The 23,686-nt window shown below is 61.1% G+C and carries 16 protein-coding genes and 4 tRNA genes; 1 reads left to right on the top strand and 19 read right to left on the bottom strand.

Annotated elements, in window-relative coordinates:
• Positions 1–128: 128 nt before the first annotated feature.
• From rpsJ to BCO18175_RS34005, 19 genes are all read right to left on the bottom strand, one after another.
• The gene (gene rpsJ, locus BCO18175_RS34095) at positions 129–440 is read right to left on the bottom strand and encodes a 30S ribosomal protein S10 (protein ID WP_004199280.1); all 312 of its coding nucleotides are present in this window, start codon (positions 438–440) and stop codon (positions 129–131) included.
• A gap of 287 nt (positions 441–727) precedes the next feature.
• The gene (gene tuf / locus BCO18175_RS34090; RefSeq protein ID WP_174987414.1) at positions 728–1,918 is read right to left on the bottom strand and encodes an elongation factor Tu; all 1,191 of its coding nucleotides are present in this window, start codon (positions 1,916–1,918) and stop codon (positions 728–730) included.
• Between the two features lie 39 nt (positions 1,919–1,957).
• Complete coding sequence (fusA, locus tag BCO18175_RS34085; protein ID WP_122944197.1) at positions 1,958–4,060, bottom strand: elongation factor G; 2,103 nt, start codon at positions 4,058–4,060, stop codon at positions 1,958–1,960.
• Between the two features lie 123 nt (positions 4,061–4,183).
• On the bottom strand, positions 4,184–4,654 hold the full coding sequence (gene rpsG, locus BCO18175_RS34080; protein ID WP_006477195.1) for a 30S ribosomal protein S7: 471 nt from the start codon (positions 4,652–4,654) through the stop codon (positions 4,184–4,186).
• A gap of 172 nt (positions 4,655–4,826) precedes the next feature.
• Positions 4,827–5,207 (bottom strand): 30S ribosomal protein S12, encoded by a 381-nt coding sequence (gene rpsL, locus BCO18175_RS34075; RefSeq protein ID WP_006400662.1) that lies wholly within the window; start codon positions 5,205–5,207, stop codon positions 4,827–4,829.
• Between the two features lie 226 nt (positions 5,208–5,433).
• Complete coding sequence (gene recQ / locus BCO18175_RS34070) at positions 5,434–7,281, bottom strand: DNA helicase RecQ (protein WP_174919023.1); 1,848 nt, start codon at positions 7,279–7,281, stop codon at positions 5,434–5,436.
• 240 nt (positions 7,282–7,521) lie between these two features.
• The gene (gene rpoC / locus BCO18175_RS34065; RefSeq protein ID WP_174919024.1) at positions 7,522–11,766 is read right to left on the bottom strand and encodes a DNA-directed RNA polymerase subunit beta'; all 4,245 of its coding nucleotides are present in this window, start codon (positions 11,764–11,766) and stop codon (positions 7,522–7,524) included.
• Between the two features lie 21 nt (positions 11,767–11,787).
• Positions 11,788–15,894, bottom strand: coding sequence for a DNA-directed RNA polymerase subunit beta (rpoB, locus tag BCO18175_RS34060; protein WP_174919025.1), 4,107 nt, complete (start codon positions 15,892–15,894; stop codon positions 11,788–11,790).
• A gap of 377 nt (positions 15,895–16,271) precedes the next feature.
• A complete protein-coding gene (gene rplL / locus BCO18175_RS34055; protein WP_011350669.1) occupies positions 16,272–16,646 on the bottom strand; it encodes a 50S ribosomal protein L7/L12 in 375 nt (124 codons plus the stop codon).
• A 63-nt stretch (positions 16,647–16,709) separates the two neighbouring features.
• On the bottom strand, positions 16,710–17,207 hold the full coding sequence (gene rplJ, locus BCO18175_RS34050; protein WP_128841625.1) for a 50S ribosomal protein L10: 498 nt from the start codon (positions 17,205–17,207) through the stop codon (positions 16,710–16,712).
• A 295-nt stretch (positions 17,208–17,502) separates the two neighbouring features.
• Complete coding sequence (gene rplA / locus BCO18175_RS34045) at positions 17,503–18,201, bottom strand: 50S ribosomal protein L1 (protein ID WP_174919026.1); 699 nt, start codon at positions 18,199–18,201, stop codon at positions 17,503–17,505.
• Positions 18,202–18,633, bottom strand: a complete 432-nt coding sequence (gene rplK, locus BCO18175_RS34040; protein ID WP_006477201.1) for a 50S ribosomal protein L11 — start codon at positions 18,631–18,633, stop codon at positions 18,202–18,204.
• Between the two features lie 142 nt (positions 18,634–18,775).
• Positions 18,776–19,333 carry a transcription termination/antitermination protein NusG gene (gene nusG, locus BCO18175_RS34035; protein WP_006400672.1) on the bottom strand — a complete coding sequence of 186 codons (558 nt, stop codon included), beginning with the start codon at positions 19,331–19,333 and terminating at the stop codon, positions 18,776–18,778.
• 1 nt (position 19,334) lies between these two features.
• Complete coding sequence (gene secE, locus BCO18175_RS34030; protein ID WP_006482892.1) at positions 19,335–19,715, bottom strand: preprotein translocase subunit SecE; 381 nt, start codon at positions 19,713–19,715, stop codon at positions 19,335–19,337.
• Between the two features lie 43 nt (positions 19,716–19,758).
• Positions 19,759–19,834 (bottom strand) — tRNA-Trp (locus BCO18175_RS34025).
• A 59-nt stretch (positions 19,835–19,893) separates the two neighbouring features.
• Complete coding sequence (gene tuf / locus BCO18175_RS34020; RefSeq protein ID WP_011350666.1) at positions 19,894–21,084, bottom strand: elongation factor Tu; 1,191 nt, start codon at positions 21,082–21,084, stop codon at positions 19,894–19,896.
• 66 nt (positions 21,085–21,150) lie between these two features.
• Positions 21,151–21,225 (bottom strand) — tRNA-Thr (locus BCO18175_RS34015).
• 24 nt (positions 21,226–21,249) lie between these two features.
• A tRNA-Gly gene (locus tag BCO18175_RS34010) sits at positions 21,250–21,323 on the bottom strand.
• Between the two features lie 44 nt (positions 21,324–21,367).
• A tRNA-Tyr gene (locus BCO18175_RS34005) sits at positions 21,368–21,453 on the bottom strand.
• A 513-nt stretch (positions 21,454–21,966) separates the two neighbouring features.
• Between BCO18175_RS34005 and BCO18175_RS34000 the strand changes: the two genes are divergently transcribed.
• Positions 21,967–22,920 carry a hypothetical protein gene (locus BCO18175_RS34000; protein ID WP_174987412.1) on the top strand — a complete coding sequence of 318 codons (954 nt, stop codon included), beginning with the start codon at positions 21,967–21,969 and terminating at the stop codon, positions 22,918–22,920.
• Positions 22,921–23,686: the final 766 nt, after the last annotated feature.

Raw genomic sequence — 23,686 nt, 5'->3', positions numbered from 1 at the left:
CCGGGCACGCAAGGCCCAACTTTTTTACGCGAATACGCGAAAAGCCAAGCATTATAGCCCGCCCTCGCGTTTTCCGCAAGCAATCAAAGACTTAGCGCCGCCCGACAAGCCGATTGGCGCTGGAAGCCTTACTGCAGCTTGATTTCCACGTCGACGCCAGCCGGCAGATCGAGCTTCATCAGCGCGTCAACCGTCTTGTCGGTCGGATCGACGATGTCCATCAGGCGCTGGTGGGTACGGATTTCGAGCTGATCGCGCGACGTCTTGTTGACGTGCGGCGAACGCAGGATGTCAAAACGCTGAATGCGCGTCGGCAGCGGCACCGGGCCACGGACGATTGCGCCAGTCCGCTTTGCGGTATCGACGATTTCGGCAGCCGATTGATCGATCAGACGATAGTCGAAAGCCTTCAGGCGAATGCGGATTTTCTGTTGCTGCATGACAATTCCCTGGAAAGAGCGAGGCGATGTTGCATCGCCGAACACTAAAAGAACGTGAAACATGACGCCTGCGGGGAGCGAGACATCAGGTTCCGGACGGTACTTCCACTGCTAAGCCCGCGATTCTACACGAAATTCTGGAGCGATGGCGCGAACTTCTCGCCCCGCGCTTCGGCGTGGCGGAAAAACAAAACCGGGTGCCAGCGCAAGCTGGACACCCGGTTTCGACGGTACGGACTGCATACCGCGGAATCGCGGACCCCGTAGGGATCCGCGGATCGTCGATATTACTCGATGATCTTGGCGACGACGCCGGCGCCGACGGTACGGCCGCCTTCGCGGATTGCGAAGCGCAGACCTTCTTCCATCGCGATCGGAGCGATCAGCTTCACCGTGATCGACACGTTGTCGCCCGGCATCACCATTTCCTTGTCCTTCGGCAGCTCGATCGAGCCCGTCACGTCCGTCGTACGGAAGTAGAACTGCGGACGGTAGTTGTTGAAGAACGGCGTGTGACGGCCGCCTTCGTCCTTGCTCAGCACGTACACTTCAGCCGTGAAGTGCGTGTGCGGCGTGATCGAACCCGGCTTCGCCAGAACCTGGCCACGCTCCACGTCTTCACGCTTCGTGCCGCGCAGCAGGATACCAACGTTGTCGCCTGCTTGACCTTGGTCCAGCAGCTTGCGGAACATTTCAACGCCCGTGCAGGTCGTCTTCACCGTCGGCTTGATACCGACGATTTCGATTTCTTCGCCGACCTTCACGATGCCGCGCTCAACGCGACCCGTCACACCCCTACCAAGGCCCGAGATCGAGAACACGTCTTCCACCGGCATCAGGAACGCGCCGTCAACTGCACGCTCCGGCGTCTGGATGTACGTGTCCAGCGCGTCGGCATGGCTCATGATCGCCACTTCGCCCAGCTCGCCCGTGTCGCCTTCCAGCGCCAGCTTTGCCGAACCCTTCACGATCGGCGTGTCGTCGCCCGGGAAGTCGTACTTCGACAGGAGTTCGCGAACTTCCATCTCGACCAGCTCGAGCAGTTCTGCGTCGTCCACCATGTCGCACTTGTTCAGGAACACGATGATGTACGGAACGCCAACCTGACGCGCCAGCAGGATGTGCTCACGCGTTTGCGGCATCGGGCCGTCTGCTGCCGAGCAAACCAGGATCGCGCCGTCCATCTGCGCTGCGCCCGTGATCATGTTCTTCACATAGTCAGCGTGGCCCGGGCAGTCGACGTGTGCGTAGTGGCGGTTAGCCGTTTCGTACTCGACGTGTGCCGTGTTGATCGTGATGCCGCGCGCCTTTTCTTCCGGTGCCGCGTCGATCTGGTCGTATGCCTTCGCTTCGCCGCCGAACTTCTTCGTCAGAACCGTCGTGATCGCTGCCGTCAGCGTCGTCTTGCCGTGGTCAACGTGACCAATCGTACCAACGTTCACGTGCGGCTTGGTCCGCTCGAATTTACCTTTTGCCATGATTCTCTTCTTTCAAAAATAATCGATTGTGATAACGAATTACTTCGTCTTCGCGCTGATGATCGCTTCTGCAACGTTCTTCGGAGCTTCAGCGTAGTGCTTGAATTCCATCGTGTACGTTGCGCGACCCTGCGTCAGCGAACGCAGCGACGTCGAGTAGCCGAACATTTCCGACAGCGGCACTTCGGCGCGCACGATCTTGCCGCCGCCAACCATGTCGTCCATGCCCTGGATGATGCCGCGACGACCCGACAGGTCGCCCATCACGTTACCCATGAAGTCTTCCGGCGTTTCCACTTCCACGGCCATCATCGGCTCGAGCAGAACCGGATCCGCACGACGCATCGCTTCCTTGAACGCCATCGAACCGGCCATGCGGAACGCATTTTCGTTCGAGTCGACGTCGTGGTACGAACCGAACGTCAGCGTGACCTTCACGTCGACAACCGGGAAGCCAGCCAGCACGCCGCTCTTCAGCGTTTCCTGGATACCCTTGTCAACCGACGGGATGTATTCACGCGGAATCACGCCGCCCTTGATCGCGTCGACGAACTCGTAGCCCTTGCCCAGTTCGCTGCGCTCGAGCGTAATGACCGCATGGCCGTACTGACCACGACCACCCGACTGCTTGACGAACTTGCCTTCGACGTCCGCGGCCGACTTGCGAATGGTTTCGCGGTATGCCACCTGCGGCTTGCCGACGGTCGCTTCCACGCCGAATTCGCGCTTCATCCGGTCGACCAGAATTTCGAGGTGGAGCTCGCCCATGCCCGAAATGATGGTTTGACCCGATTCTTCGTCGGTCTGCACGCGGAACGACGGATCTTCCTGAGCGAGACGGTTGAGCGCCAGGCCCATCTTTTCCTGGTCAGCCTTCGTCTTCGGCTCGACGGCCTGCGAAATCACCGGCTCCGGGAAAATCATGCGTTCGAGCACGATCGGATGTGCCGGATCGCACAGCGTGTCGCCCGTGGTCGCTTCCTTCAGGCCGACCGCAGCAGCGATGTCGCCTGCGCGAACTTCCTTGATTTCTTCGCGCTGGTTCGCGTGCATCTGCAGAATACGGCCGAGACGTTCCTTCTTGTCCTTGGTCGCATTGAGCAGCGTGTCGCCCGAATTGACGACGCCCGAGTAGACGCGGAAGAAGATCAGCTGGCCGACGAACGGGTCGGTCATGATCTTGAACGCGAGTGCCGAGAACTTCTCGTCGTCGGACGCACGGCGTTCCGTCTTCTCGCCATTTTCGAGTTCACCCGTAACCGGCGGGATGTCGATCGGCGACGGCAGGAAATCGATCACGGCGTCGAGCATACGCTGCACGCCCTTGTTCTTGAATGCGGTACCGCACAGCATCGGCTGAATTTCGCACGCGATCGTACGGTCACGCAGACCCTTCAAGATCTCGGCTTCGGCCAGGTCGCCCGCTTCGAGATACTGATTCATCAGCTCTTCGCTCGACTCGGCAGCCGCTTCGACCATCTTTTCACGCCATTCATTGCACGTGTCGACGAGTTCCGCCGGGATGTCCACGTAGTCGAACTTGGTACCTTGCGATGCCTCGTCCCAAATGATCGCCTTCATCTTGATCAGGTCGACGACACCCTTGAAGCCTTCTTCCGCACCGATCGGCACCACGACCGGAACCGGGTTCGCCTTCAGGCGCAGACGGAGCTGGTCGTAGACCTTGAAGAAGTTCGCGCCGGTACGGTCCATCTTGTTGACGAACGCGAGACGGGGCACCTTGTACTTGTTCGCCTGGCGCCACACCGTTTCCGACTGCGGCTGCACGCCGCCCACTGCGCAATACACCATGCATGCGCCGTCGAGCACGCGCATCGAGCGCTCAACTTCAATCGTGAAGTCGACGTGGCCCGGGGTGTCGATGATGTTGATACGGTGTTCCGGACGGTCGCCGGCCATGCCCTTCCAGAAGGCGGTGGTAGCAGCGGACGTGATCGTGATGCCACGCTCCTGTTCCTGCTCCATCCAGTCCATCGTGGCTGCGCCGTCGTGGACTTCACCGATCTTGTGGTTCACACCGGTGTAAAACAGAATGCGCTCGGTCGTCGTCGTTTTGCCGGCGTCGATGTGAGCGCTAATACCGATATTGCGGTAGCGCTCGATAGGAGTCTTGCGAGCCACTTTGATCCTCTACTGGGATGACACGATGCAGCCCAGCTGCATCATGCTTCAACACAAACGGGCGAGGCGCCTGAAAAGCGCACCCGCCCGGAATTTATTTCCGCTAAAAGCCCAGCCAGGCGCTTAGAAACGGAAATGCGAGAACGCGCGGTTGGCTTCTGCCATGCGGTGAACTTCGTCGCGCTTCTTCATCGCGCCGCCACGGCCTTCGGCCGCTTCGGAGAGTTCACCTGCCAGGCGCAGGGCCATCGACTTCTCGCTACGCTTCTTCGCAGCCTCACGCAGCCAGCGCATCGCCAATGCCATACGACGCGACGGGCGCACTTCGACCGGAACTTGATAGTTGGCACCACCAACGCGACGGCTCTTCACTTCGACCACCGGCTTGACGTTGTTGAGCGCAACCGTGAACACTTCCAGCGGGTCCTTGCCACCCTTGGTCTGGATTTGTTCGAATGCGCCATAAACGATGCGCTCTGCGACCGACTTCTTGCCGGACAGCATCAGCATGTTCATGAACTTGGCTACATCAACGTTACCGAACTTCGGATCCGGCAACACTTCCCGCTTGGGGACTTCGCGACGACGCGGCATGATTCTTCCTTTACTTGTTCAGTTGGAGCTGGTTCCAGCTCCGCGGCCACCAACAAACCCGATCACATCTTCACGACTAACCAGCTTGGCCGGGTGACCACTTACTCGACAGCACCGGCAATCCGGCACTCCCGCCTTGACCGCCCTACGGCGATCCCTGATCAAAAACTGCTTACTTGGCAGCCTTTGCACGCTTCGCGCCGTACTTCGAGCGCGCTTGCTTACGGTCCTTGACGCCCTGGGTATCCAGCGAGCCGCGAACCATGTGGTAACGCACACCCGGCAAGTCTTTCACACGGCCGCCGCGGATCAGCACAACCGAGTGTTCCTGCAGGTTGTGGCCTTCACCGCCGATGTACGAAATCACTTCGAAGCCGTTCGTCAGACGAACCTTGGCGACCTTACGGAGTGCCGAGTTCGGCTTCTTCGGCGTCGTCGTGTACACACGGGTGCACACGCCGCGACGCTGGGGGCAGTCCTGCAGGGCCGGGCTCTTGCTCTTCGTCGTTTCCGACTGACGGCCTTTGCGAACCAGTTGGTTGATGGTTGGCATTGTTTATTCCTGAAATTGAACAAAATCTGCGCATCGATTTCGGGCAAAGCGAGAATCGGCGCACAGTTGACTTCCGAACCGGCGAAACGGGGCGAACTTTCGAACGCAACTCGGCCCGCCGAATACCGGAACCCAGCATGATATTCCGGAAATACCAACTAAGTCAACGGCTTGCGTGATTCGCCGGTCAGACGCGTGGTTTACCGGAAGGGTCGGAACGCCTGTGTCAGGCCGACTCGACGACGTCGATGATCTCGTCGCCGAAGCGCTCCAGCTTGCGCACGCCCATGCCGGGGATATGGCGCAGGTCGTCGATCGTCTCCGGCGCGTTGCGTGCGATCTCGGCGAGCGTCGCGTCGTGGAAGATCACGTAGGCCGGCACGCCGTCCGTCTTCGCGGTTTCCGCTCGCCATGCGCGCAGTGCATCCCATCGCGCGCGCTCACGCGTGCCCATGCCGGCCGTCGGATCGACGCGCGTACCGCTGCGGCTCGACGACTGGCGCGTGCGCTGCGGCTTCACGTAGCGGCGCAGCGTGACCTTCTCCTCGTTCTTCAGCACGGGCTTCGCGGCCTCGGTCAGCACGAGCGCGCCGAAGCCGCCATGATCGACGGCCAGGTAGCCGTACGCGACGAGCTGCCGGAAAATCGCGCGCCACTCGGGCTCCGACAGCGACGCGCCGATCCCGAAGGTCGTGAGCTGGTCGTGGCCGCGCTGCAACACCTTCTCGGTGCGCCCGCCGCGCAGGATCTCGATCAGATGGCTCGAGCCGAAATTGAAGCCGCTCGCGCGCTGCGCGCGGAACACGCAGGACAGCGCCATCTGCGCCTCACGCGTGGCGTCCCACGAATCGGGCGGCTCGAGGCACGTGTCGCAGTTGCCGCACGGCTTGCTCTCCTCGCCGAAGTAGTTCAGCAGCCGCACGCGGCGGCACGAGATCGTCTCGCACAGCCCGAGCAGCGCGTCGAGCTTCGACGTCTGGACGCGCTTGTGCGCGTCGTCCGCATCGGACTCGTCGATCATCTTGCGCTGCTGGACGACGTCGCCGAGACCGTACGCCATCCACGCATTCGCGGGCATCCCGTCGCGGCCGGCGCGGCCCGTTTCCTGGTAGTAACCTTCGACGCTCTTCGGCAGATCCAGGTGCGCGACGAAGCGCACATCCGGCTTGTCGATGCCCATGCCGAACGCGATCGTCGCGCACATCACGATGCCTTCCTCGCGCTGGAACATTTCCTGGTGCTTCTGCCGCACCTCGAACTCCATCCCCGCGTGATACGGCAGCGCGCGCACGCCCTGCGCCTTCAGCCATTCGGCCGTTTCCTCGACCTTGCGGCGCGACAGGCAATAGACGACGCCCGCATCCGTCGTACCGTCGGCATTCGTGTGTTCGGCGCGGATGAAATCGAGCAGCTGCGAACGCGCGTTGTCCTTTTCGACGATCCGGTAGCGGATGTTCGGGCGGTCGAAGCTCGACACGAACACGCGCGCGTCGTCGAGCGCGAGACGGTGGATGATCTCGTCGCGCGTGATCGCATCGGCCGTGGCGGTCAGCGCGACGCGCGGCACCGACGGAAACCGCTCGTGCAGCACCGACAGCTGGATGTATTCCGGGCGGAAATCGTGCCCCCATTGCGACACGCAGTGCGCTTCGTCGATCGCGAACAGGCCGATCTTCGCGCGCTCGAGCAGGTCGAGAAAGCGCCCCGTCATCAGCCGTTCCGGCGCGACATACAGCAGGTCGATTTCGCCTTCGCGCAGCGCGCGCTCGGTCGCCGCGGCCTCGGCGCCCGACAGCGTCGAATTCAGGTATGCCGCGCGCACGCCCACTTCGCTCAGTGCGGCGACCTGGTCCTGCATCAGCGCGATCAACGGCGACACGACGATGCCCGCGCCCTGCCCGGCCTCGCGGCGCAGCAGCGCCGGGATCTGGTAGCACAGCGACTTGCCGCCGCCGGTCGGCATCAGCACGAGGCAATCGCCGCCGCCGGCGACGTGTTCGACGATCTCGCCCTGCTGGCCGCGAAATGCGGGATAACCAAATACTTCGTCGAGGATTTCGAGGGCGCGGGACATGAATGAGGGCTGGGACGGCTAAACGATGACCGCAATTTTAACAACCCGCTCGCTCGACGCGTGGCGAATCGTGCGGTTTTGGCCGATCGGCCAGGATTCGTTCGCGCGCATGACGGGCCTGCGGCGGCTGCACGGCAGGCCCGTCATGTGCGCGAACGACAGATGAAAAAAAACCGCCCGGCGGAACCGGGCGGTTTCGGTGACAGCAAGGTAAGGCGTGGCGGCTCGCGCCGCCCGCACTTACTCGGCTGCCGGGTGTTGCTGCGGCTCTTCTGCCGGCGCGCTCGGCGTGCCGAAGTCGAACGATTCTTCCGCTGCGATCTGGTCGAAACGCTCGCGATCCGACGATTCCTTCGCCTTGCGTGCCTTATGGAACGCGAGACCCGTACCGGCCGGAATCAGACGGCCGACGATCACGTTTTCCTTCAGGCCACGCAGATCGTCGCGCTTGCCCATGATCGCCGCTTCGGTCAGCACGCGGGTCGTTTCCTGGAACGATGCCGCGGAGATGAACGAGTCGGTCGACAGCGATGCCTTCGTGATACCGAGCAGCACGTTGTCGTACGAAGCCGGACGCTTGTCCTCGGCGATCATGCGATCGTTCTCGTCCAGCATGTCGGAACGTTCGACCTGTTCGCCCGGGATGAAGCGCGTATCGCCGTTGTCGGTGATCTGCACACGACGCAGCATCTGGCGAACGATCACCTCGATGTGCTTGTCGTTGATCTTCACGCCCTGCAGACGATACACGTCCTGCACTTCGTCGACGATGTAGCGCGACAGCGCCTCGATACCCTGCAGACGCAGGATGTCGTGCGGATCGGCCGGACCGTCCACGATCATTTCGCCCTTGTTGACGACCTGAGCATCGTGAACCAGAACCTGCTTTTCCTTCGCGATCAGGAACTCGTGCTGGTTGCCCTCGAGATCCGTGATGACGAGACGCTGCTTGCCCTTCGTGTCCTTACCGAACGACGTCGTACCGGTGACTTCCGCGAGAATGCCGGCATCCTTCGGCGAACGCGCTTCGAACAGTTCCGCCACCCGCGGCAGACCGCCGGTAATGTCACGCGTCTTCTGCGCTTCCGTCGGGATACGTGCGAGCACTTCACCGACCTGCACCTGCTGGCCATCCTTCACGGTGATCAGTGCGCCGACCTGGAAGCCGATCTGCACTGCGTGCTCCGTGCCCGGAATCTTCACTTCGTCGCCGTTCGCGTCGAGCAGCTTGACCTGCGGACGCACGCTCTTCGAAGCCTGCGAGCCACGACGCTTCACGTCGATCACGACCAGCGTCGACAGGCCGGTCACGTCGTCGATCTGCTTCGCGACGGTCACGCCTTCCTCGACGTTCTCGAACTTCACCGTACCACCGTACTCGGTGATGATCGGACGCGTCAGCGGATCCCACGTGGCGAGCTGCGTGCCTGCCTTGATCGTCACGCCGTCGAGCTGCAGCAGCGTCGCGCCGTACGGCACTTTGTGACGCTCGCGCTCGCGACCGAAGTCGTCGGTGATCATCGCTTCGCCCGAACGGGAAATGACGATCTGCTCGCCCTTCGCGTTCGTGACGTAGCGCATCGTCGCCGTGAAGCGCACGATACCGTTGCTCTTCGCTTCGACCGACGAAGCCACTGCCGCACGCGATGCCGCACCACCGATGTGGAACGTACGCATCGTCAGCTGCGTGCCCGGTTCACCGATCGACTGTGCCGCGATCACGCCGACTGCTTCGCCGACGTTCACGAGCGAGCCGCGGCCGAGGTCACGGCCGTAGCAGGCCGCGCACAGGCCGTAACGCGTTTCGCAGGTCAGCGGCGTGCGCACGCGCACTTCGTCGATGCCGAGGCGTTCGATTTCCTCGACCGCCGTTTCGTCGAGCAGCGTGCCCGATTCGTACACCGTTTCCTGCGTTTCCGGGTTCACGACGTCCGCGACCGCGACGCGGCCGAGGATACGGTCGCGCAGCGCTTCGACGACTTCACCGCCTTCGACCAGCGCCTTCATCGCCACGCCGTTCGACGTGCCACAATCGTCTTCCACCACGACCAGATCCTGCGTGACGTCGACGAGACGACGCGTCAGGTAACCCGAGTTCGCGGTCTTCAGTGCCGTATCAGCCAGACCCTTACGTGCACCGTGGGTCGAGATGAAGTACTGCAACACGTTCAGACCTTCGCGGAAGTTCGCGGTAATCGGCGTCTCGATAATCGAGCCGTCCGGCTTCGCCATCAGGCCACGCATACCGGCCAGCTGACGAATCTGAACCGCCGAACCCCGGGCGCCCGAGTCGGCCATCATGTAGATCGAGTTGAACGACTCCTGGCGCGTTTCCTTGCCGTCGCGGTCCGTCACCGGCTCCGTCGACAGCTGCTCCATCATCGCCTTGCCGACCGCTTCCGACGTTGCCGACCAGATGTCGACCACGTTGTTGTAGCGTTCCTGCGCGGTGACGAGACCCGACATGTACTGACGGTCGTACTCCTTCACCTTCTTCGCGGCGTCGCCGACGATCGTTTCCTTCTGCGGCGGCACGAGCATGTCGTCCACGCAGATCGAGATGCCGGCGCGCGTCGCAAGACGGAAACCCGACTGCATCAGCTGGTCGGCAAACACCACCGTCGCGCGCAGACCGCACTTGCGGAACGCCGTGTTGATCAGGCGCGAGATTTCCTTCTTCTTCAGCGGCTTGTTCAGCACCGAGAACGGCAGGCCGTGCGGCAGGATCTCCGACAGGATCGCGCGGCCGACGGTCGTCGCGTACAGCGAGATCTTCGGCACGAATTCCGGCGCGCCTTCCGACGTGTCTTCGTTGCGGACCATTTCGGTGATCCGCACGTTGACGCGCGATGCGAGCTCGACTTCCTTGTTCTCGTACGCGCGGATTGCTTCCGACACGCCCGTGAACGACAGGCCTTCGCCCTTGCCGTTGACCGCTTCGCGGGTCGCGTAGTACAGACCCAGCACGATATCCTGCGACGGCACGATCGACGGATCGCCGTTGGCCGGGAACAGCACGTTGTTCGACGCCAGCATCAGCGTACGCGCTTCCATCTGCGCTTCGAGCGACAGCGGCACGTGAACGGCCATCTGGTCACCGTCGAAGTCGGCGTTGAACGCCGCGCAGACGAGCGGGTGCAGCTGAATTGCCTTACCTTCGATCAGCACCGGCTCGAACGCCTGGATACCGAGACGGTGCAGCGTCGGCGCACGGTTCAGCATCACCGGGTGCTCGCGGATCACCTCTTCGAGGATGTCCCACACCACCGGCGTCTGGTTCTCGACTTCCTTCTTCGCAGCCTTGATGGTCGTCGCGACGCCCATCACTTCCAGCTTGTTGAAGATGAACGGCTTGAACAGCTCGAGCGCCATCAGCTTCGGCAGACCGCACTGGTGCAGCTTCAGCGTCGGGCCGACCACGATGACCGAACGGCCCGAGTAGTCGACGCGCTTGCCCAGCAGGTTCTGACGGAAACGGCCGCCCTTACCCTTGATCATGTCGGCAAGCGACTTCAGCGGACGCTTGTTCGCGCCCGTCATCGCCTTGCCGCGACGACCGTTGTCGAGCAGCGAGTCGACGGCTTCCTGCAGCATCCGCTTTTCGTTGCGGACGATGATCTCAGGCGCCTTCAGCTCGAGCAGACGCTTCAACCGGTTGTTACGGTTGATCACGCGGCGATACAGGTCGTTCAGGTCCGACGTCGCGAAACGGCCGCCGTCCAGCGGCACGAGCGGACGCAGTTCCGGCGGCAGCACCGGCAGCACTTCGAGGATCATCCACTCGGGCTTGATGCCCGAGCGCTGGAATGCCTCGAGGACCTTCAGGCGCTTCGCGTACTTCTTGATCTTCGCTTCCGAGCCGGTGTTCTTCAGCTCGGTGCGCAGCGTCTCGACCTGCTCGTCGATGTTGATCGCACGCAGCAGTTCACGCACGCCTTCCGCGCCCATTTCGGCACGGAATTCGTCGCCGTATTCCTCGACCTTGTTGTAGTAATCCTCTTCGGTCATGATCTGCCGCGCCTTCAGCGGCGTCATGCCCGGTTCGATCACCACATAGGCTTCGAAGTACAGCACGCGTTCGATGTCGCGCAGCGTCATGTCGAGCACCATGCCCAGACGCGACGGCAGCGACTTCAGGAACCAGATGTGCGCGACCGGCGAGGCCAGTTCGATGTGGCCCATCCGTTCACGGCGCACCTTCGCCAGCGTCACTTCGACGCCGCACTTCTCGCAGATCACGCCGCGGTGCTTCAGACGCTTGTACTTGCCGCACAGGCACTCGTAGTCCTTGATCGGCCCGAAGATCTTCGCGCAGAAGAGACCATCGCGTTCCGGCTTGAACGTACGGTAGTTGATGGTCTCCGGCTTCTTCACTTCGCCGAACGACCACGAACGGATCTTGTCCGGCGAGGCCAGACCGATCTTGATCGCGTCGAAAACTTCTTCCTGTTGGACTTGCTTGAATAGATCGAGCAGAGCTTTCATTGCTTTCTCTCCGTAGTCCGATTAATTGCGGTCGAGATCGATATCGATACCGAGCGAGCGGATTTCCTTCACGAGCACGTTGAAGGATTCCGGCATGCCTGCATCGATCACGTGATCGCCCTTGACCAGGTTTTCATAAACCTTGGTACGGCCGTTCACGTCGTCCGACTTCACCGTCAGCATTTCCTGCAGCACGTAGGAGGCGCCGTACGCTTCGAGTGCCCACACTTCCATTTCACCGAAACGCTGGCCACCGAACTGCGCCTTACCACCCAGCGGCTGCTGCGTGACGAGCGAGTACGGGCCGGTCGAACGCGCGTGCATCTTGTCGTCGACCAAGTGGTGCAGCTTCAGGTAGTGCATGTAGCCAAGCGTCACGCGACGTTCGAACATTTCACCCGTGCGGCCGTCGTACAGACGGACCTGGTTCTTCGACGGGTTCATGCCGAGCTGTTCCGCGATGTCGTCCGGGAACGCGAGGTCGAGCATCTTGCCCATTTCTTCCTCGGTCGCACCGTCGAACACCGGCGTTGCGAACGGCACGCCTTCGCGCAGGTTCTTCGCGAGTTCGAGGATCTCGTCGTCGGTGAAGCTTTCCAGATCTTCCTGGCGGCCCGAGTCGTTGTAGATCTTCGTCAGGAACACGCGCAGTTCCTCGATCTTCGTCTGACGCTGCAGCATTTCGCCGATACGCCAGCCGAGGCCCTTCGCGGCCCAGCCGAGGTGCACTTCCAGAACCTGACCCACGTTCATCCGCGACGGAACGCCCAGCGGGTTCAGCACGACGTCTGCCGGACGGCCATCGGCCATGTACGGCATGTCTTCGATCGGGACGATCTTCGACACGACACCCTTGTTACCGTGACGGCCTGCCATCTTGTCGCCAGGCTGCAGGCGACGCTTGACCGCGAGGTACACCTTGACCATCTTCAGCACGCCCGGCGGCAGTTCGTCGCCTTGCGTGAGCTTCTTGCGCTTCTCTTCGAACGCGAGGTCGAACTGGTGACGCTTTTCTTCGATCGAGTTCTTGATCGCTTCGAGCTGCGCCGCTGCTTCGTCGTCCGCGAGACGGATGTCGAACCAGTGGTAGTGGTCGAGGTCTTCCAGGTAAGCCTGGTCGATCTTCGTACCCTTCGCGAGCTTCTTCGGACCGCCGTTCGCGACCTTGCCCACGAGCATGCGTGCGAGACGCTGGAACGCGTCGCCTTCCACGATGCGCAGCTGGTCGTTCAGGTCGAGACGGTAACGCTTCAGTTCGTCGTCGATGATCTGTTGCGCACGCTTGTCACGCTGGATGCCTTCACGCGTGAACACCTGGACGTCGATCACGGTGCCGCTCATGCCCGACGGCACGCGCAGCGACGTGTCCTTCACGTCCGAAGCCTTCTCGCCGAAGATCGCGCGCAGCAGCTTCTCTTCCGGCGTCAGCTGGGTCTCGCCCTTCGGCGTGACCTTGCCGACCATCACGTCGCCCGCTTCGACTTCCGCACCGATGTACACGATGCCCGATTCGTCGAGACGGCCGAGCTGGACTTCAGCCAGGTTCGAGATGTCGCGCGTGATTTCTTCCGGCCCGAGCTTCGTGTCACGTGCAACGACGTTCAGCTCTTCGATGTGGATCGACGTGTAGCGATCGTCCGCAACGACCTTCTCCGAGATCAGGATCGAGTCTTCGAAGTTGTAGCCGTTCCACGGCATGAACGCGATCAGCATGTTCTGGCCGAGCGCGAGCTCGCCCAGGTCCGTCGAGGCGCCGTCGGCCAGCACGTCGCCGCGCGAGACCTTGTCGCCCATCTTCACGATCGGACGCTGGTTGATGTTCGTGTTCTGGTTCGAACGCGTGTACTTGATCAGGTTGTAGATGTCGACACCGACTTCACCTGCGACCGCTTCGTCGTCGTTCACGCGAATCACGATACGGCCTGCGTCGACATAGTCGACGACGCCGCCGCGGAACGCCTGAACCGTCGTACCCGAGTCGACCGCGCAGGTGCGCTCGATGCCCGTACCGACGACCGGCTTTTCCGGACGCAGACACGGCACGGCCTGACGCTGCATGTTCGAACCCATCAGTGCACGGTTCGCGTCATCGTGTTCAAGGAACGGAATCAGCGAAGCTGCAACCGACACGATCTGCGACGGCGCAACGTCCATGTACTGGATGCGGTCCGGCGTGACCATCATCGTTTCGCCGGCTTCACGCGACGACACGAGTTCGTCGATCAGCTGGCCGTTCTCGTCGATCGCGGCGTTCGCCTGCGCGATCATGTAGCGGCCTTCTTCGATCGCCGACAGGTAGTCGATCTGGTCGGTCACCTTGCTGTCCACGACCTTGCGGTACGGCGTCTCGAGGAAGCCGTACTCGTTCAGGTGCGCATACAGTGCGAGCGAGTTGATCAGACCGATGTTCGGACCTTCCGGCGTTTCGATCGGGCACACGCGGCCATAGTGGGTCGGGTGCACGTCACGAACTTCGAAGCCTGCGCGTTCACGCGTCAGACCGCCCGGGCCCAGTGCGGAAACACGGCGCTTGTGCGTGATTTCCGACAGCGGGTTGGTCTGGTCCATGAACTGCGACAGCTGCGACGAACCGAAGAACTCGCGGATCGCCGACGAAATCGGCTTCGAGTTGATCAGGTCGTGCGGCATCAGGTTTTCGCTTTCGGCCTGGCCGAGGCGTTCCTTGACCGCGCGCTCGACACGCACGAGACCTGCGCGGAACTGGTTTTCCGCCAGTTCGCCGACGCAACGCACGCGACGATTGCCGAGGTGGTCGATGTCGTCCACTTCGCCCTTGCCGTTGCGCAGCTCGACGAGGATCTTGATCGTCGCGAGGATGTCGTCGTCCTGCAGCGTCATCGGGCCGGTGATCTCGTCACGGCTGACGCGGCGATTGAACTTCATACGGCCGACCTTCGACAGGTCGTACGCTTCTTCGCTGTAGAACAGACGATTGAACAGTGCCTCGACCGCTTCTTCGGTCGGCGGCTCGCCCGGACGCATCATGCGGTAGATCGCGATGCGCGCGGCCGTCCTGTCGGTCGTTTCGTCGACACGCAGCGTCGACGAGATGTACGGGCCCTGGTCCAGGTCGTTCGTGTAGAGCGTCTGGATGTCCTTGATGCCCGCTTCGCGCAGCTTCTCGAGCACGCTTTCCGTGACTTCGTCGTTCGCGCTCGCGATCACTTCGCCGGTATCGCCATCGACGACGTTCTTCGCCAGCACGCGGCCGAGCAGATAGTCTTCCGGCACCGAGATGAACTTGGTCTTGGCGGCTTCGAGGTCGCGAATGTGCTTCGCGTTGATCCGCTTGTCCTTCTGGACGATGACCTTGCCATCACGATCCGTGATGTCGAAACGCGCGACTTCACCACGCAGGCGCTCGGGCACGAACTCGAGTTGTGCGCCTTCGTCCATCAGCGTGAAGTTGTCGAACACGAAGAAGTTCGCGAGGATCTGTTCCGGCGTGAGGCCGATGGCCTTCAGCAGGATCGTGACCGGCATCTTGCGGCGACGGTCGACGCGGAAGTACAGGATGTCCTTCGGATCGAATTCGAAGTCGAGCCACGAGCCGCGGTACGGAATGATCCGTGCCGAGAACAGCAGCTTGCCCGAGCTGTGCGTCTTGCCCTTGTCGTGTTCGAAGAACACGCCCGGCGAACGGTGCAGCTGCGAGACGATGACACGCTCGGTGCCGTTGATGACGAACGAGCCCGTCGGCGTCATGAGCGGCATTTCGCCCATGTACACTTCCTGCTCTTTCACTTCCTTGACGACCGGCTTGTTCGGCGATTCCTTGTCGAGGATGACAAGGCGGACCTTCGCGCGCAGCGCGGAGCAGTACGTCAGGCCACGCTGCTGGCATTCCTTGATGTTGAATGCCGGCGAGGACAGCGCATAGCTCACGAACTCAAGGCGCGCGAAACCGTTGTGCGAAACAATGGGAAATACCGATGTGAACGCGGCCTGCAAACCTTCAGGCTTGCGTTGTGTGGCCGGCACATCGGCTTGCAGAAACGTGCTGAATGATTCAAGCTGGGTAGCCAGCAAGAACGGAACTTGGTGAACGATGGGGCGCTTCGCGAAACTCTTGCGAATGCGCTTCTTCTCGGTGAAGGAATATTGCATACGATCTCCGAATCACGGCGGGTGCTATCGAGGCGGAATACCTTGACGTTTCAAACCCGAGTGTTCACCGACTGAGACCCGATGGCCGTTCGACGGCTTGAACGAGCCGAGAAGCTTGGTGGTTGGCCGCTACCAACCGCTGGCTGACGGCAGCGGATGCCTGTGTTGCCCGCTACCCGACCAAACTTGCCTTCTGCAGTCGCTTCAGAAGACAAAGAGAACCGCCATTCGTGACCAATGACAACGATCAGGCGGTTTTCTTTGGCTTCTGGGGCCGATTATTCGGGCTCCCGAATGAGTGCCAGAATAACGTCCCCACAAAGCACAAAAAGGCCGGCGGTGAAAATACCGCCAGCCTTCGCGCAACGAGCCGAAACTTACTTGATTTCGGCCTTCGCGCCTGCGTCTTCCAGCTTCTTCTTGGCTTCGTCAGCAGCAGCCTTCGGCACTGCTTCCTTGACGGGCTTCGGTGCGCCGTCAACCAGGTCCTTCGCTTCCTTCAGGCCCAGGCCCGTCAGTTCGCGAACTGCCTTGATGACTGCAACCTTGTTGCCGCCTGCTTCGAGCAGCATGACCGTGAATTCGGTCTGCTCTTCAGCAGCAGCAGCAGCGCCGCCGCCTGCCGGGCCAGCGACTGCCACTGCAGCTGCCGACACGCCAAACTTCTCTTCGAACGCCTTGACCAGTTCGTTCAGTTCCAGAACGGTCATCCCTTCGACTGCTGCCAGGATGTCTTCTTTTGCGATTGCCATTTGAAATACTCCTAAATTGAATTCGGATACAGCCAGCGATCAATGACGCTGATGCACGCTCGATTACGCAGCTTCCGCTTGCTTCTTCTCGGCCAGCGCGGCCAGAGCGCGCGCGAAGCTCGAAACAGGCGATTGCATAACGAACAGCAGCTTCGAGAGCAGTTCTTCGCGGCTCGGGATGCTTGCCAGCGCTTGCACGCCAGCCTTGTCCATCACCTTGCCATCGAACGAACCAGCCTTGATGACCAACTTGTCATTGCTCTTGCTGAAGTCGTTGACGACCTTAGCAGCAGCAATTGCATCTTCCGAGATGCCGTAGATCAACGGGCCAGTCATCTGCTCTGCCAGCGGAGCAAACGGCGTACCTTCAACAGCGCGACGCGCCAGCGTGTTCTTCAACACGCGCAGGTAAACCTGTTGCTCACGCGCTTTCGCGCGCAGCTTGGTCAGATCGCCAACCGCAATTCCACGATACTCAGCCAGCACAACGGTCTGGGCCTTCGCGACTTGCGCGGAAACCTCAGCGACGACGGCTTGCTTGTCTTCTCTATTAAGCGGCACGGTTAGCCTCCAGAAACGATACGTTCGGCACGAAACCTCGCGTACCTCGTTCAACAACGGCGTCCGACCTCGTTAGGAGTATTTCCACCTCACGCCGGGAATCGCTTCACGGCCTGCGGCTTCACCACTGCAAAACTTTTTCGGGTTCGCCATCTGCGTTGGCTTGAATTAAGGGATCACCTGACTGCTGCGCCCCACCAACGGTCTTTGATAACCGGTTGCCCGCCCTGTTGCACGAACAACCGCCCAAAGCCCATGTAGGCCGCTTCGCGAACGAAGCGGCCCGAATACTTGCTTACTGTGCTGCCAGCGTAGCCTGGTCAACACGCACGCCGACGCCCATCGTGCTCGACAGTGCGATCTTGCGCAGGTAGATGCCCTTGCTCGTTGCCGGCTTTGCCTTCTGCAGCGCTTCGACCAGCGCCGACAGGTTCGAACGCAGTGCGGTCGACTCGAACGATGCACGGCCGATGGTCGCGTGGATGATACCGGCCTTGTCGACACGGAATTGCACCTGACCAGCCTTCGCGTTCTTGACGGCGGTTGCGACGTCCGGCGTGACCGTACCGACCTTCGGGTTCGGCATCAGGCCGCGCGGGCCGAGGATCTGGCCGAGCGTACCGACGATACGCATCGTGTCCGGCGAAGCGATCACGATGTCGAAGTCCATCTGGCCAGCCTTGATCTGCTCTGCCAGGTCTTCCATACCGACGATTTCCGCGCCTGCTGCACGAGCTTGCTCAGCCTTCTCGCCTTGCGCGAACACGGCAACGCGAACCGACTTGCCCGTACCTGCTGGCAGAACGACCGAACCACGAACGACCTGGTCCGACTTCTTCGCATCGATGCCGAGCTGGACTGCAACGTCGATCGACTCGTCGAACTTCGCGCTCGCGCATTCCTTCACGAGGCTCAGTGCGTCTTCGATCGCGTACAGCTTCTGACGATCAACCTTGGCGGCAAATGCCTGACGGCGCTTGGAGATCTTAGCCATTTACACGCCCTCCACAGTGATGCCCATCGAGCGTGCGCTACCAGCGATGGTGCGAACGGCTGCGTCCAGATCAGCTGCCGTAAGGTCCGGCATCTTGGTCTTCGCGATTTCTTCAGCTTGAGCGCGCGTGATCGAACCGACCTTGTCGGTGTGCGGCTTGCTCGAGCCCTTGTCCACCTTCGCCGCCTTCTTGATCAGGACGGTCGCCGGCGGCGTCTTCATCACGAACGTGAAGCTCTTGTCAGCGAATGCCGTGATGACCACCGGCACCGGCAGACCCGGCTCCATGCCTTGAGTCTGCGCGTTGAACGCCTTGCAGAACTCCATGATGTTCAGGCCGCGCTGGCCCAGTGCCGGACCGACCGGCGGCGACGGGTTGGCTTTACCTGCAGGGATCTGCAGCTTGATAAAGCCGATAATCTTCTTTGCCATTTGTGAACCTCATTGGAACGCCAGGGGAGGCGTTCGGTGAGTAGTAACGCGCTTTCGCCGCTGGCTACTGACGCTCCTCAACGGCCATGACGCGGGCCGTAAGCGCGAAGGTGGGCAGCCGAGGCTGCCCACCGAATCGGGATCAAACTTTTTCGACCTGGCCGAACTCGAGTTCGACCGGTGTGGATCGGCCAAAGATGGTGACCGACACACGCACGCGCGATTTTTCGTAGTTGACTTCTTCGACGGTGCCATTGAAGTCCGTGAACGGGCCTTCCTTGACGCGCACCATCTCGCCGACTTCGAACAGGGTCTTCGGGCGCGGCTTTTCCACGCCTTCCTGCATCTGCGACATGATCTTCTCGACTTCCTTCGGGGAAATCGGGGTTGGGCGGTTACGCGCACCGCCAACGAAACCGGTGACCTTCGCGGTGTTCTTCACGAGGTGCCACGTTTCGTCCGTCATTTCCATTTCCACCAGCACGTAGCCGGGGAAGAAACGACGCTCGGTCACAGCCTTGTGGCCGCCTTTGACTTCGACCACTTCCTCGGTCGGAACCAGGATCTGACCGAATTTATCCTGCATGCCAGCACGTTCGATGCGCTCTTGAAGCGCGCGCTGCACGCTCTTCTCCATACCGGAGTAGGCGTGCACGACGTACCAACGCTTTCCGCTCGGGGATGCCGGAGTATCGCTCATATCATTTCCAACCCAGAATCGCCGAGAAAATCACCCATTCGATCGATTTGTCACTCAACCAGAGGAAAATCGCCATCACGAGCACGAAACCGAACACGACGAGTGTGGTTTGCGTTGCTTCCTTGCGGGTGGGCCAAACGACCTTCCGGACTTCCTTGTACGAATCCTTGGCAAACGCGATGAGGCTCTTGCCAGGTGCGGACATCAGCCCGACGGCCACGCCGGCGATGATACCTACCGCCAACGCGGCACCGCGGACATACCACTGCTGATTGGCCAGCCAGAAGAAGCCCACGAATCCGGCCAAGACCAGCAATACGCCCAGGGCCAGCATCAGCTTATCGCCGGAGGTATTTACAGTTTCGACGGATGGATTCGCCATAACACCTTAAAACAAATGCCACGTAGGACACGTGGCTATTTTTTGGCAGGGGCAGAGGGAATCGAACCCCCAACCTTCGGTTTTGGAGACCGACGCTCTGCCAGTTGAGCTATACCCCTAAACCATGTTGGGGCTGGCTGTCACCAGCCCCAAAACTGTCGATCAACGAATAACTGGCTTACTCGATGATCTTGGCGACGACGCCGGCGCCGACGGTACGGCCGCCTTCGCGGATTGCGAAGCGCAGACCTTCTTCCATCGCGATCGGAGCGATCAGCTTCACCGTGATCGACACGTTGTCGCCCGGCATCACCATTTCCTTGTCCTTCGGCAGCTCGATCGAGCCCGTCACGTCCGTCGTACGGAAGTAGAACTGCGGACGGTAGTTGTTGAAGAACGGCGTGTGACGGCCGCCTTCGTCCTTGCTCAGCACGTACACTTCAGCCGTGAAGTGCGTGTGCGGCGTGATCGAACCCGGCTTCGCCAGAACCTGGCCACGCTCCACGTCTTCACGCTTCGTGCCGCGCAGCAGGATACCAACGTTGTCGCCTGCTTGACCTTGGTCCAGCAGCTTGCGGAACATTTCAACGCCCGTGCAGGTCGTCTTCACCGTCGGCTTGATACCGACGATTTCGATTTCTTCGCCGACCTTCACGATGCCGCGCTCAACGCGACCCGTCACAACCGTACCACGGCCCGAGATCGAGAACACGTCTTCCACCGGCATCAGGAACGCGCCGTCAACTGCACGCTCCGGCGTCGGGATGTACGTGTCCAGCGCGTCGGCCAGGCTCATGATCGCCACTTCGCCCAGCTCGCCCGTGTCGCCTTCCAGCGCCAGCTTTGCCGAACCCTTCACGATCGGCGTGTCGTCGCCCGGGAAGTCGTACTTCGACAGGAGTTCGCGAACTTCCATCTCGACCAGCTCGAGCAGTTCTGCGTCGTCCACCATGTCGCACTTGTTCAGGAACACGATGATGTACGGAACGCCAACCTGACGCGCCAGCAGGATGTGCTCACGCGTTTGCGGCATCGGGCCGTCTGCTGCCGAGCAAACCAGGATCGCGCCGTCCATCTGCGCTGCGCCCGTGATCATGTTCTTCACATAGTCAGCGTGGCCCGGGCAGTCGACGTGTGCGTAGTGGCGGTTAGCCGTTTCGTACTCGACGTGTGCCGTGTTGATCGTGATGCCGCGCGCCTTTTCTTCCGGTGCCGCGTCGATCTGGTCGTATGCCTTCGCTTCGCCGCCGAACTTCTTCGTCAGAACCGTCGTGATCGCTGCCGTCAGCGTCGTCTTGCCGTGGTCAACGTGACCAATCGTACCAACGTTCACGTGCGGCTTGGTCCGCTCGAATTTACCCTTGGCCATTTTCGACTCCCAAAAGGAATTTCACAGGTTGCGCCGCGCGCAAACAAGACACTGACTTTGTACTGCTGGTGCCCATGGGCAGGATCGAACTGCCGACCTCTCCCTTACCAAGGGAGTGCTCTACCACTGAGCCACATGGGCGCTTTACGCTTCAACTTCGCGGTCTGGAGCGGGTGAAGGGAATCGAACCCTCGTCGTAAGCTTGGAAGGCTTCTGCTCTACCATTGAGCTACACCCGCACGGGCCACAAACGATTCCTTACCGCTCACTGCGCTGATAATCTTGGTGGAGGAGGTTGGATTCGAACCAACGTAGGCGTAAGCCAACAGATTTACAGTCTGCCCCCTTTAGCCACTCGGGCACCCCTCCGTAGAGAACTGACGATTATGGGGGTGCATCGCACTCCTGTCAAGCACATCCGGAAGATTATTTTCACTCTCTTCCCGACGCTGTCTTGACCACCGATCTCCCGCCCTTGCCCGGCTAAGGCAAGCATGGGTGCTACCGATCAGTGCCACATCTTCGTCAGACTCCGCCCTCAACGTCGATCTGCATCTACGCTGAAAACGAAAGACCGCCATCATACGACCTCTTTAGCACTCTGCCAAGCGGGTAAACGAAAATTTCCGCAAATTTCGTGCCGGGCGGGTTCATTCGTCTGTTTCCGATATCTCGCAAGGCGCCATTTTCAGCATCACGGGTATCGGGACCGATTCGCAGGCGATGTCCGTGACAAGGCTTTCGCGCGCGCTCCGGCAACTGCATCCGATCTTCGACCGACGCTTCCGACGGGAAATCGTGGATGCGGCCCGACCTTTGTCGACTTCAGCGACAGGCACGATACCATCCCGGGCTACCTACCCGCCTCTGGTTCGGATCCTCATGCGCCTGCTCGTCCTGTTGATGGCCTTCATGACTTTGACCGCTCATGGCGCCGGTCCGGCAGACACCCGGTGTCGCTCGAGCACAATCGCCAGGGTCCGCCAGCAGGCTCTGGCTGACAGCCATGCCCCAGGACGCGCAGCGGCAACCGCATCGCTCGCCGCATACAGCCGATTGAAGCCCGCGCTCGATGCGGGGTGCCTCGGTTCGGCGGATATCGGTTCGACCGCGGCGCACCCGTGGAGCCAGGATGCGATCGCCTATGCGTGGCTGCTCAGCGATGCTTCCATGTACCTCGTCGGCGCTAGCGCCGGCGATGACACATCGCCAAATGAATCCGGCAGCCCAGCCTGCATCGACGTATTGCAACCACTACTTGGCGACGACATGCGGCCCCGCCCCGGGCTGCCGCGCAGGCTTGTCGAAGCAATCTCGGCAAATATTCTGCAGTGCGCCGCCCACTGCACCTCGCCGTCGTGCAAGCCGACCAACGTCAGCATCTGGTCGGCCTATCGCAGCGAATCCGCGGCATACACGCGACATCCCGTATGCCCGTACGATGCCCACCTCGTGCAGCTGGGCACCAATACCTGCGTAGGATTCGACGCCGGCGCGTTCTCCGCAGCGCACCCACTCGAAGACGCCGGAAATCTGGCGTGCGACAGCCAGCCTTCGGTGTCTACCGGTCGTTGCCCTGCGTTGGTCGTGCTAACCCGAGATCACGGGCGGAACACGACGCGCCGGTTTCCGCCTGGCGACGGCTCCGCACTCGGCGATCCGAGTACCGCATGCGCGGTGCGATCGACCGGCGTCAACGCCGGTGGCACGCGCTTTGCGTTAATGGGCGAAGGGCGAGACTGCTTTGGCGGCACCGCCTATTCACTCATTGAAGAAATCTATGTGTTGCGCGACGGACAGCCCGTGCTCGTCAAAAGGAACAGCGCGGATTTCTGAGGCTATCCGGTTCATGGACTCGCAGGCACCCGGTTCGCGCTACGCACCGATCCTCTCCATCCGGCGGGTTCCACACGCCCGCCTCCTCGCGCAGGTTGACTTGAGCGAAGATGCGACGAATTGAGATTCATAAATCTCGGGATGACTACACGATGCCATCCCGGGTGATATCCCACTTGGCACGATCGATGGACAACGGTCGTCCACCCCTCGAGGCAAGAACACGCCAAAACATCCGATAGACGCGACCTGTTGCCAGATCATGCTGACGGCTCACGTGATGACGGAAGCGGTGAAACATGCCCGATAGGCGCGGAATTGCAATGGTGATTTTTGACCGGAGATGAGCTCAATACGCCAACGAACGGTGCCCGATAGCCGGCAATCGGGTGGCCGACGATGCCACACCGGGCCCACGTACCTCGACGCTCAAATCTGCGTCGAGAGGTAGTCAGGTATTGATGGAGTCGCTACTCCACCTGGCCGTCATTGTCGTCAGCAGCGGGGATGGATGTTTGAATGTGGGTTCCAGTCAGCGCAAGCTGTCAGCGCGGGGCCGGCTCGATCGGGTTGATCAGCGGCGCAGAGCTGCGGATCGCTCGAGAACGGCGAGCGCCTAAATTGGCACATTCGGCGCCCAGTTCCAGCCAGGCCGCCCACCCCGATCCCACGCACATTTCCGCCGCGCCAATGCAAAAACCCCCGCCTTTCGGGCGGGGGTTCTTGGCTTAGGGAGCCTGACGATTACCTACTTTCACACGGGAAT

Source organism: Burkholderia lata, assembly GCF_902499335.1.
GTDB classification, from domain to species: domain Bacteria; phylum Pseudomonadota; class Gammaproteobacteria; order Burkholderiales; family Burkholderiaceae; genus Burkholderia; species Burkholderia lata_B.
Note: the sequence above shows the minus strand (reverse complement) of the source record. Positions and strands in the feature narration are given on the sequence as shown.

Excerpts from the sequence above, each read along its gene's own strand:
- rpsJ (WP_004199280.1), bottom strand. The coding sequence starts at position 440 with ATGCAGCAACAGAAAATCCGCATTCGCCTGAAGGCTTTCGACTATCGT.
- tuf (WP_174987414.1), bottom strand. The coding sequence starts at position 1,918 with ATGGCAAAAGGTAAATTCGAGCGGACCAAGCCGCACGTGAACGTTGGT.
- rpsG (WP_006477195.1), bottom strand. The coding sequence starts at position 4,654 with ATGCCGCGTCGTCGCGAAGTCCCCAAGCGGGAAGTGTTGCCGGATCCG.
- rpsL (WP_006400662.1), bottom strand. The coding sequence starts at position 5,207 with ATGCCAACCATCAACCAACTGGTTCGCAAAGGCCGTCAGTCGGAAACG.
- recQ (WP_174919023.1), bottom strand. The coding sequence starts at position 7,281 with ATGTCCCGCGCCCTCGAAATCCTCGACGAAGTATTTGGTTATCCCGCA.
- rpoC (WP_174919024.1), bottom strand. The coding sequence starts at position 11,766 with ATGAAAGCTCTGCTCGATCTATTCAAGCAAGTCCAACAGGAAGAAGTT.
- rpoB (WP_174919025.1), bottom strand. The coding sequence starts at position 15,894 with ATGCAATATTCCTTCACCGAGAAGAAGCGCATTCGCAAGAGTTTCGCG.
- rplL (WP_011350669.1), bottom strand. The coding sequence starts at position 16,646 with ATGGCAATCGCAAAAGAAGACATCCTGGCAGCAGTCGAAGGGATGACC.
- rplA (WP_174919026.1), bottom strand. The coding sequence starts at position 18,201 with ATGGCTAAGATCTCCAAGCGCCGTCAGGCATTTGCCGCCAAGGTTGAT.
- rplK (WP_006477201.1), bottom strand. The coding sequence starts at position 18,633 with ATGGCAAAGAAGATTATCGGCTTTATCAAGCTGCAGATCCCTGCAGGT.
- nusG (WP_006400672.1), bottom strand. The coding sequence starts at position 19,333 with ATGAGCGATACTCCGGCATCCCCGAGCGGAAAGCGTTGGTACGTCGTG.
- secE (WP_006482892.1), bottom strand. The coding sequence starts at position 19,715 with ATGGCGAATCCATCCGTCGAAACTGTAAATACCTCCGGCGATAAGCTG.
- tuf (WP_011350666.1), bottom strand. The coding sequence starts at position 21,084 with ATGGCCAAGGGTAAATTCGAGCGGACCAAGCCGCACGTGAACGTTGGT.
- BCO18175_RS34000 (WP_174987412.1), top strand. The coding sequence starts at position 21,967 with ATGCGCCTGCTCGTCCTGTTGATGGCCTTCATGACTTTGACCGCTCAT.